Source organism: Anaerovorax odorimutans DSM 5092 (assembly GCF_000426305.1).
Taxonomy (GTDB): domain Bacteria; phylum Bacillota; class Clostridia; order Peptostreptococcales; family Anaerovoracaceae; genus Anaerovorax; species Anaerovorax odorimutans.
Map to the genome: position 1 here is coordinate 1 of NZ_AUFC01000046.1, position 9064 is coordinate 9064.

The 9064-nt window shown below is 38.9% G+C and carries 10 protein-coding genes; 7 read left to right on the forward strand and 3 right to left on the reverse strand.

Features of this window, described 5'->3' with window-relative positions; genetic code table 11:
* The first annotated feature begins 404 nt into the window (after positions 1 to 404).
* Positions 405 to 665 (forward strand): hypothetical protein, encoded by a 261-nt coding sequence (locus tag K292_RS0112465; RefSeq protein ID WP_027400101.1) that lies wholly within the window; start codon positions 405 to 407, stop codon positions 663 to 665.
* 135 nt (positions 666 to 800) lie between these two features.
* Here the strand turns inward: K292_RS0112465 and K292_RS0112470 are convergent, their stop codons facing one another.
* Positions 801 to 1352, reverse strand: coding sequence for a CDP-alcohol phosphatidyltransferase family protein (locus tag K292_RS0112470; RefSeq protein ID WP_027400102.1), 552 nt, complete (start codon positions 1350 to 1352; stop codon positions 801 to 803).
* A complete protein-coding gene (locus K292_RS18910) occupies positions 1345 to 1635 on the reverse strand; it encodes a hypothetical protein (protein ID WP_051280723.1) in 291 nt (96 codons plus the stop codon). Before K292_RS18910 ends, K292_RS0112470 begins: the two co-directional genes overlap by 8 nt.
* A gap of 475 nt (positions 1636 to 2110) precedes the next feature.
* On the opposite strand from K292_RS18910, the gene K292_RS0112480 reads away from it, so the two are divergent.
* The 6 genes from K292_RS0112480 (at position 2111) to K292_RS0112505 (ending at position 8227) form a co-directional block, all read left to right on the forward strand.
* Entirely contained in the window at positions 2111 to 3307 is a 1197-nt protein-coding gene (locus K292_RS0112480) for a molybdopterin molybdotransferase MoeA (protein ID WP_245570867.1), read from the forward strand.
* Between the two features lie 30 nt (positions 3308 to 3337).
* Complete coding sequence (locus K292_RS0112485) at positions 3338 to 4240, forward strand: class I SAM-dependent methyltransferase (RefSeq protein ID WP_027400104.1); 903 nt, start codon at positions 3338 to 3340, stop codon at positions 4238 to 4240.
* 152 nt (positions 4241 to 4392) lie between these two features.
* On the forward strand, positions 4393 to 5454 hold the full coding sequence (locus K292_RS0112490) for a FecCD family ABC transporter permease (RefSeq protein ID WP_084146008.1): 1062 nt from the start codon (positions 4393 to 4395) through the stop codon (positions 5452 to 5454).
* Entirely contained in the window at positions 5447 to 6256 is an 810-nt protein-coding gene (locus tag K292_RS17160; protein WP_037373199.1) for an ABC transporter ATP-binding protein, read from the forward strand. The genes K292_RS0112490 and K292_RS17160 overlap by 8 nt, the downstream gene beginning before the upstream one ends.
* A 108-nt stretch (positions 6257 to 6364) precedes the next feature.
* Entirely contained in the window at positions 6365 to 7486 is a 1122-nt protein-coding gene (locus K292_RS0112500) for an ABC transporter substrate-binding protein (RefSeq protein ID WP_027400106.1), read from the forward strand.
* Positions 7487 to 7972: 486 nt separating this feature from the next.
* Complete coding sequence (locus tag K292_RS0112505) at positions 7973 to 8227, forward strand: hypothetical protein (protein ID WP_027400107.1); 255 nt, start codon at positions 7973 to 7975, stop codon at positions 8225 to 8227.
* A 551-nt stretch (positions 8228 to 8778) separates the two neighbouring features.
* Here K292_RS0112505 and K292_RS18915 read toward each other — a convergent pair.
* Positions 8779 to 9064 (reverse strand): hypothetical protein (locus tag K292_RS18915; RefSeq protein ID WP_027399708.1); only part of this gene is annotated, 286 nt, incomplete at its 5' end.

The following is a 9064-nucleotide window of genomic DNA, read 5'->3' on the forward strand; positions in this document are numbered from 1 at the left end:
TCGGTTTCCCCCATTGTTTCAATAGGACGATTTTCGAAATAACGTAGAAATGCGTGCAGAACTCTGAAATACTCTGCTTCTGTGTGTGGCGATAAACCTCGTAATTTAATTTCTTCTTTGGCGTTTAAGATGATTTCTTCGTTTGTCATGTCTATTCTCCTTCAATATATATTCGCTTTTCTGCGTACGTCTATTTTAAAGGAGTTTTTAGGGAAATAAAACTGCAGGTAAATCGACAGTTGGGTTTTACGCACTTAGTTGGCGTATCGGATGCCACCGCGTTAGCGGTTTTGTGCTATGTTTTGATTTTGCATTTTAAATCAAGACACAAAGTTGCTATAATTTTACATATATGGTATCCTTAAGAAAATGTATATTTTTAGAATTGGGAAAAGAGGTATATTATGAAATTTAAATTTGGAAAACTAAAACCAGAATTTATAGTAATGGGAATTCTTATAACAGCAATATTTTTGCTAGTAGTTCCACACATTTTACTGTATATCTATCCATATGCAGTGATATATTTTAATTCCATTGTTTCTGGTGTAATTCTTAACACAATTTTAATTTGGTTATTGTGCGAGGCTTTATATTTGATATTAAAGGCTTCACAAAGTATTATAAATAAAAACTCAAATGAAGAAAAAGATGGAGAGCAATAAAGAAAATAGCAGATTAGATAGAGCATATAAAAGCGTAGGTACAAGATAAAATAGACAACAGATACAAGGTAAAAGCAGAGAAATACCGTATAATAGTTTAACAAGCATATTTCGTTAATTCAATTATCGGTAGTGTTACTTTGCTTTTAGTGATGCAAAAATACTGGTAACGTTCCTATCTAACTTTTCAGAAACCATATTAATGAGTAATTCTTCGATAGCGGATATACTGGCAAAAATACATAGAAAAATCGCCATAAAATCTAACCCCCAGAAAAAATAAAGAAATGGAAAGGAAAACAATGCCAGACCTGTTGCTTTGTTAGCGTATGTATGAAGAAAATCAAAGGTATGGTATTTGAAGAATCCAACAACTAATGACAGCAGGCGGATGATAATAATTGCTATTACCCAGTAGGTAATCCATATTGGCCAATCAAAATGTGGAATGAAAATGATGAGCAATACCAGTATAAAAAATGCATCTGCAATGCTGTCCAGCATTGCACCAAGTTTACTGGTAATACATAGCTTTCGTGCCAAAAATCCGTCAATTATATCACTTAGTCCACCAATGAGATAGATTAAGAAAAAAGGAGAAGAAAAAGGTTTCAGAAACAGAAGAATGAAGGAACATAGCAGTCTAAATGCAGTAATAATATTAGGTATCTGATTCATTTTACTCATCTAACCTATCAACCTTTAAATTATATATATCTTTTAAAGCAAACAAAGAATGTATGAGATCATAATATCTTCCAATATTGGAAGTATTAAATGTCTCTGGACAAATGCCTAGTACCTGTGTCATAGTCTTTATCACCTTTCCTTTTGAAGTTCTTAGCCCTAATTCATATTGGTCAATGCGCACATCAGTATATTTGTCAACAAAGCCAATTTTCGTACCAAGTTGTTTTCGTATCAACTTCAGTTCGTTTTGGATATAATGGCTTCTTTGCCCGATTACCATATTATTATATCTCCTTACCATCGATAGAAATAGTATAACAGATATGTTTAATACTTAAAAATAAAACTATATAAAAAAGGCAGATATTTTTAAGTAGAATTTAAAGTTGATAGGAAATAATTGGGGTGGCAGTTCATTGAACTGCTGTTCCTTACTAGTTTTGGAGGCTCTAATGCGTACAGAAGGCATCTGCATTCCCAAGGAGGGATTGAGACTTTTATTTATTCCCTTGAGAAAATACAGTTAAATGCAATTTGAGCCAAACCGATATTTTACGAAGATTCCTATGGATATAATCCGAATAAATAAGAAAAAAATGTGGAAATATATAAAATAATAGTGAAAAATGTTGTCATGACAACATACTTTCGCTTTTTTTTATGTTTAAATATAAAGAATTAGGTAAAATATGAGACGAAATTTTTATGATTCATATGAGAGGAGTAAAGAATAAAAAACAATGAGAGGAAAGAAAATGGATGGTTTTGCCTCAAGAGAGCAGGTCCTTGCCGATTTGTTTTCAAGGTGGACACCAAGTGATGAAACAGAATTAGTTCCACTTGACGAGTCAATAGGACGAATCACCACATGCGAGCTGTTTTCAGTCAATACGCTTCCCGTGTACAGAACCTCCGCCTGTGATGGAATTGCTGTAAAATCGGAGCTTTTCAAAAATGGTATGCCCGATTATAAAATGTGGCATGAAGGGGTGGAATTTGAGAGAGCAGATACTGGAGATGATTTTGACGATAGATACGACGCCGTAATTATGATAGAGGAAGTAGATTTGACACCTGATGGCATGATTAAGTTTATTAGCGAGGATATTGATATCGTTTCCGGAACAAATACGACTGCAATTGGCTCAAGTATAGTGTCGGGCGAATTTATTATTGGTGCGAATATGCCGATACGTCCATCTGACCTGGCGGCTCTTGCAATGGGCGCATGCTGTATGGTCCCTGTACGGAGGAAGCCGCGAATTGCCTTTATCCCCACCGGTACTGAACTGATACCGCCGCAGATGAGACCCAAACGCGGTCAAAACATTGATACCAACAGCCTACTGGTAAGAGAAACGTTGCGTGCATTGGGGGCAGAGCCTGTCATATTTCCCATAATCATTGATGATAATGAACTGCTAGAGAAGACGCTTGACGCTGCTCTCCTGACAGCGGATATAGTTGTACTGAACGGAGGGACCGCAAAGGGCGGCGAAGATTATAACGCCGCGCTCATTGAACGCAAGGGTCAGCTTCTGCATCATTATGTAGCTGCAGCTCCAGGTAGACCAATGGCTGTCAGTATGATAAATGATAAGCCGGTTATCAACCTGCCCGGGCCTACCATCGCCGCGTTTTTTGGTGCAGACTGGTGTCTCAGCGCAATAGTTTGCCGAGCACTGCATATACCGGTGCCACAGAAAGAGCGTGTGGTATGTACGCTTACACAAGACATAGATTCAAGTCCGACCATGGCCATACTTTGCCGTATTGAGGTTAAAAAGGGAGAGGACGGATATGTAGCCGAGCCGCGCTCATTCCGCAGTGGAACTATGCCCTCCTGCCTTACATCGAACGCAATGTATGTCTCACCGATAGGAGAAAGCAAGAAGAAGGCCGGCGAAAAAATAGAGGTAGAATTACTGAGAGGAAGGGAGTTTATTCACTGAGAGCATATGGCGTAAAGGTGAAGACACATTATGGAACAAAATAGGAAAATAGAAGAAGAGCTTGAACGCTTTACGAAATTATGGAACGACAAGCCTCACTCTGTGAAGCGCCACACCAAAGAGTTATGGGATATACGTGCCGATAGCTGGGAGAACGGGCTGCAGAACGATGCTGCACGGCGAAAGAGAAGTGACCTGCGTATTTCGACAACAGCGGATTTTCTGCGTGCTCACGGTCTGCTCGGAGCGAATGATGACGTAATTGATATCGGCTGCGGTCCAGGACGCTTTGTCGCGGAATTTTCAAAGACATCAAATCATGTTACCGGGACAGATTTATCGCCCAGAATGCTTGAACACGCCGCTGACTTTGCCTCCTCTCAGGGAATCGGCAACGTTTCGTTCACTGCTTGTGATTTTAAACAGGCAGATATAGACGCGCTCGGTTGGCGTAATCGATTTGACCTTGTGTTTACTTCGATTACGCCGGCAGTTAGCCACAAAAAAGACCTTGAAAAGGCCATGTCCATGAGCCGCGGCTGGTGCTTTAACAGTAGTTTCATCAATGGGAGCGATGGCTTGTTGACGGATATATCGAGAAACGTTTTTGGCAAAGAACCGCTTGCTAGATGGGATGGACGTGTGTTTTACGCATTGTTTAATATTTTATGGCTGCGTGGCTTCTGCCCATATGTTACATATTATACCGAGAAAAGTGACGACATAGTTGAAGCCGGTATGCTGCTTGCTCAGGAATTAGCGGATAATATTGGGATTAGCTCTAACGACGCCGATTCAGTAGAAAAAATATATCGCTACATTATGGAAAACGCCGATAACGATGGCAAACTGACATCTCCGTTTGAAAGCACCTATGTGTGGATGCTGTGGGATGTTCGAACACAGCTGCAGCGGGACTATTTCGAGCTTTAATCAATTCGCCTTGTAAGCGTATTCTCGCTTACAAGTAAATTACGTCTCTGAGTCTTTCCGTCTACGGCGTAGTTATGGCGGTCTGTCCTGTGTTAAGTATCTCTGACATCTTGGAGGGCTAAAAGGCTGTATTTTAAGAAGGAGAAACGATAATGAATTCAAAGCACAAGGAAATACTCCAGACAGATAATAGCCTTCAGGAACGCTTGGCTTCTCGTTGGCCTGTCTTTTTCATATTTCTGGTTTTTGCGTTTTTGGTCTCGTCTTCAATCGGCAAATACCATATTTCAATACCAGACATTATACAAACGATATATTATCACTATGCAGATCCCTCCCAAATAACAAACACCAATATGGAGACGACTTTGTTTAATATTCGCCTGCCTCGCGTTATTGCGGCACTGGGTATTGGCGGTGGTCTGTCCATTGCGGGGGCTTCTTATCAGGGGATGTTCAAGAATCCAATGGTATCTCCGGATATTCTTGGCGCTTCCGCTGGCGCGGCTTTTGGGGCCTGCGTGGCAATGCTAATGGGTCTGAACACTTATCTTGTACAGTTGTTTGGTTTCTGCACCGGTCTCATTGCGGTTACACTGGCATCCAATGTAACGAAAAGGCTGGGTCACGATCCCATTCTCGGACTTGTGCTCGGCGGAATAATGACAAGCACGCTGTGCTCTGCAGGAACCTCTATGGTAAAACTTATTGCGGATGCAGACGACAAACTACCGCAGATTACTTTTTGGCTAATGGGTGGGTTCAATACAATCAACAAGGAGCGCATTATAAGTATATTGCTGCCCATGGCAGTGGGATTCGTTAGCTTGTTTCTATCAAGATGGCAGCTTAATGTTCTGTCTTTTGGTGAAGATGAGGCGCGTAGCCTTGGAATTAAAACTACGCGGGTTCGAAGAATGATAATCATTGCATCGACTCTGATAACAGCATCCTCCGTTTCCGTTTGTGGACTTGTGGGCTGGGTTGGGCTCGTTATCCCACATATTGGCAGGGCTATTGTGGGACCAAATTTTAGATATCTGCTCCCAACCTGCGCCATACTTGGTGCTGTGTTTCTTGTCTTCGTGGATGACGTGGCAAGGTGCGCCTTCAGTGTGGAACTTCCCATAGGAATCCTGACTTCCTTTATCGGCATTCCATTTTTCTATTTCATACTCAGGTACAACAGGGGAAAGGATCAGAGCGATGATTGAGGTAAATAATATTAAGTTTAGTTATGGCAAACGAGAAATATTAAAAGACCTGTCCTTCCGCATGGAAGAGGGAGAGTTCGTGTGTATTTTAGGCGCAAATGGCTGCGGCAAGACGACTCTTCTGAAAACAATGCTTGGATTATTGAAGCCGCAAAGCGGAAACGTCCTTTTGTATGGTGAAGACATACATAAAATGGATGAAAAAGCGCTTGCGCAGAAAGTGGCTTATATACCTCAGAATCATGTTCCGCCGTTTCCATTCAGCGTTATGGATGTAGTCCTTATGGGACGGACGCCTCATATGAACAAGTACTATTGCCCTGTTGCTAAGGACAAGGATATTGCCATGGATGCACTGAACAGGCTGGGGATATTGTCGTATGCATCCAGAAAATACACTGAGCTCAGCGGTGGTCAGCGCCAGATGGTTATCATTGCAAGAGCCATTGCGCAGCAGACCAAAATACTGATTATGGACGAACCTACTGCTAGCCTGGATTTTGGAAATCAGTATCTCATGCTTGAGCAGATGCATCGCCTTTCAAAACATAAAATGAGCATCCTCATGGTAACTCACAATCCAGACCATGCACTTTACTGTGCCAACCGTATTATTGCAATGCAAGACGGACGGGTCATCTGTGAGGGTGACACCAGTGAAGTAATCAGTGAACCCGTGCTGCGTGATATATATGGCATGGACGTCAAGGTTCGTGATGTAGATATAGTTGCTGACAGGCACATTACAGTATGTGTTCCGCTGCCAAATCTTTCAGATGAGCCGGAAAACAACACTCGTTAATAAGCTACTTGAGCTTTTTATATATAATTAGAAACAGAAAGCTTTAATTTTCAAGGCTTCCGCGTTATGTAAACAACTATTAAGAATATGATAGAAAGGAAAGAAAAAATGCAAAAACACATTAAAATTCTTGCACTTATTTTAATTATTGTACTAACATTCTCACTGGCGGCCTGCTCGCAAGGGAAGGAGCAAGGAAAGACTGGTGACGTGGCTGTAAGTGGAAATGCTAATACTGTGGAATTCGTAGATGGTATTGGAAGAACCGTTACAATACCAACTCCGGAGAACCTTAAGCGAATATATGCAGATTCAACCAATAGCTTTGTTCTCATGTATATACTTGCGCCAGATATGATCACAGCGTCACCTTCCAAATTCACCGAAGACGATGCTCCATACGTTCTTTCTGATATGATTGGTTTACCTAGCTATGGTACTATTTCTGGAAGCAACGGTGTGTTGGATTATGAGGCTATTAAGGCGGGAGATGTACAACTGATTATTAGCTCCGTTCAGGGCAAAGCCTCTGACAGCGACATCGAGACTGCCGACAAACTGCAGGAGCAGCTTGATATACCGGTAATCGTGTTTAGCACGCAGCTTGAACAATTGCCAGACTCACTAACTCTGCTAGGGAAGGCTCTAGGTCATGAGAAGGAAGCAGCTAAAGTTGTCGATTACTTTAACGGTATTGTGGAAAAAGTAACGTCAGTAGTTTCGAAAATTCCGGAAGATAAACGGCTCACTCTTTATTATGCCGAGGCCAAGGATGGCTTGTCAACCGAGCCGGGAAACTCAAATCGTTCCATAGTATTTAATATGTGCGGCACAAAAAACGTTGCAACGGTGGAAGCGCTTTCAGGATTTGGACAGTCAGCAGTTTCTATGGAGTCTCTGTTCAGTTGGAATCCTGAAATAATAATTGTTCAGGGAGGTACAGGCGCATATGATATCATTAAAAAAAGCGCAGATTGGGCATCAATAAGCGCTGTTAAAAAAGGACATGTCTATGAGATGCCAAACAAACCATTTGGCTGGGCCGACAGACCTCCTGGTGCAAACCGCTACATCGGGCTTTTATGGCTTGCGGATCTGCTGTATCCCGATGAAATGGGCATTGATTTTGTTGACGAAGCCATTGATTATTATAAAGTAATTTATCATGTTGATGTAACTCGTAAAGACATTGAAAGCCTTTTAGTCAATTCCATGCCGCCGAGCGAATAATATAGTCTCATGCAACTGTAACAATAAGAATTGCCGTCCTTTTAGGGCGGCAATTCTTATTGTTTTAATTGTTAAAAATTATAGGTGTAAGTAGAAAGATAAAACGTCCTTAATATTAATAGAAATTTGTTGATTTTAAAGGCTTATTATGATAGCATAAAAATATTTAAAAGTAAGCTACCTACAAGATAAAAAAATAGTGGTATTCCTGATTTCTGAAAATCTACTTTATTTTGGATTAAATGCTGAAATTACCGGGTATTAAATACGTAACAGCATTAGATGAAATCACATGAGATTGGTGAAGAATTTTATATTACTATTTATAAAAGATTTTAAACAGAATAGTAAATGAAGAGAAAGGTACGAAGAGGATAGTTTATAATATGTAAATAAGTTGTATTCAGCTATTAAGCAGGAATAGCCTTTTAAAGGTTGTGACATAATAGAAAAAGTAATATTTAGTGTATATTAGGAGGTAGAAAGATGTCTTGTTATTATGTTATTGGAGTTCGCTTGGATAATAGAGTTAATAATTCTTTAAAATTTCAAGAGGTACTTACTAAAAATGGATGTAATTTGAAAGCTCGTCTCGGTTTGCATGAAGCAAGTGAAGATGTTTGTGGTACAGATGGTCTGATTATTTTGCAGCCTTGTGGCGAAAAAGAAGAAGTTGAGAAACTGGTAACTGAATTAAATGAGCTTGAAGGAATTACTGCAAAATATATTGATTTGAATTAAAGACCACAGAAGTATATAACGGATAATTATTTGCAGTGAACTCTCATAATAAGAGTTTTAAAATTTGACATATTCATTATAAAAATTTTAAGATAAAAAATAATAGTAAAAAGTAGATAGATAACTATAATTTTGTCCTTATATTGGCAAATTTGTAGTTATCTATTTTTTATGAAAATAAGATAAAAAGGGAAAAGCTCAAAAATGAAATAGGCCGCCTAACTAATTTTTAAACTAGTTATTTAGGCGGTCTAAACCAAACTATTTGGACTGACCGCCATACGAAAAGCGGTAATCCTTTTATGAATATATATTATCATTATATGATTTTTAAATCAATCTAGTTTTTTTCTTGAATTTATCTTTATTAAAACTTTAAGCTAATAAAACTTCTTAAAATTGAGTTTATTTTTATGAATTCTTTTTAGTTACTTTTTTACAATAATATATAAATTCAAATCAACATAAAAATTGAATTAGAATTATTTTAGTATTATTTACTCAACTTTCCCAGCTTAAAAAACTGGATGCACCTTGAAAAATAAATATGATTACGCACACAATTTTAGTTTTTGATTCCAAACTTGAGGAATTGACGAAAAAAAGGTACTCAAAATTTGCTCTGTCATCTCTTCTGAGATTAGAGAATACGCGGATAGAATTTCTTTAAGCGTTGAAATTATTAACTTTAATGATGTTGAAAGTCTAATGTCTGCTACCTCATCGCATACTTGAAAAAAGAATCCTCCTATAGTTCTTAAATCTATAGTACTTCTAGATTCATTTGCAAGCATAATATAGCGAAGAAACACTATTACAGTATGAGCTGTCATCATA

Excerpts from the sequence above, each read along its gene's own strand:
- K292_RS0112480 (WP_245570867.1), top strand. The coding sequence starts at position 2,111 with ATGGATGGTTTTGCCTCAAGAGAGCAGGTCCTTGCCGATTTGTTTTCA.
- K292_RS0112470 (WP_027400102.1), bottom strand. The coding sequence starts at position 1,352 with ATGAGTAAAATGAATCAGATACCTAATATTATTACTGCATTTAGACTG.
- K292_RS0112505 (WP_027400107.1), top strand. The coding sequence starts at position 7,973 with ATGTCTTGTTATTATGTTATTGGAGTTCGCTTGGATAATAGAGTTAAT.
- K292_RS17160 (WP_037373199.1), top strand. The coding sequence starts at position 5,447 with ATGATTGAGGTAAATAATATTAAGTTTAGTTATGGCAAACGAGAAATA.
- K292_RS18910 (WP_051280723.1), bottom strand. The coding sequence starts at position 1,635 with ATGGTAATCGGGCAAAGAAGCCATTATATCCAAAACGAACTGAAGTTG.
- K292_RS0112490 (WP_084146008.1), top strand. The coding sequence starts at position 4,393 with ATGAATTCAAAGCACAAGGAAATACTCCAGACAGATAATAGCCTTCAG.
- K292_RS0112500 (WP_027400106.1), top strand. The coding sequence starts at position 6,365 with ATGCAAAAACACATTAAAATTCTTGCACTTATTTTAATTATTGTACTA.
- K292_RS0112465 (WP_027400101.1), top strand. The coding sequence starts at position 405 with ATGAAATTTAAATTTGGAAAACTAAAACCAGAATTTATAGTAATGGGA.
- K292_RS0112485 (WP_027400104.1), top strand. The coding sequence starts at position 3,338 with ATGGAACAAAATAGGAAAATAGAAGAAGAGCTTGAACGCTTTACGAAA.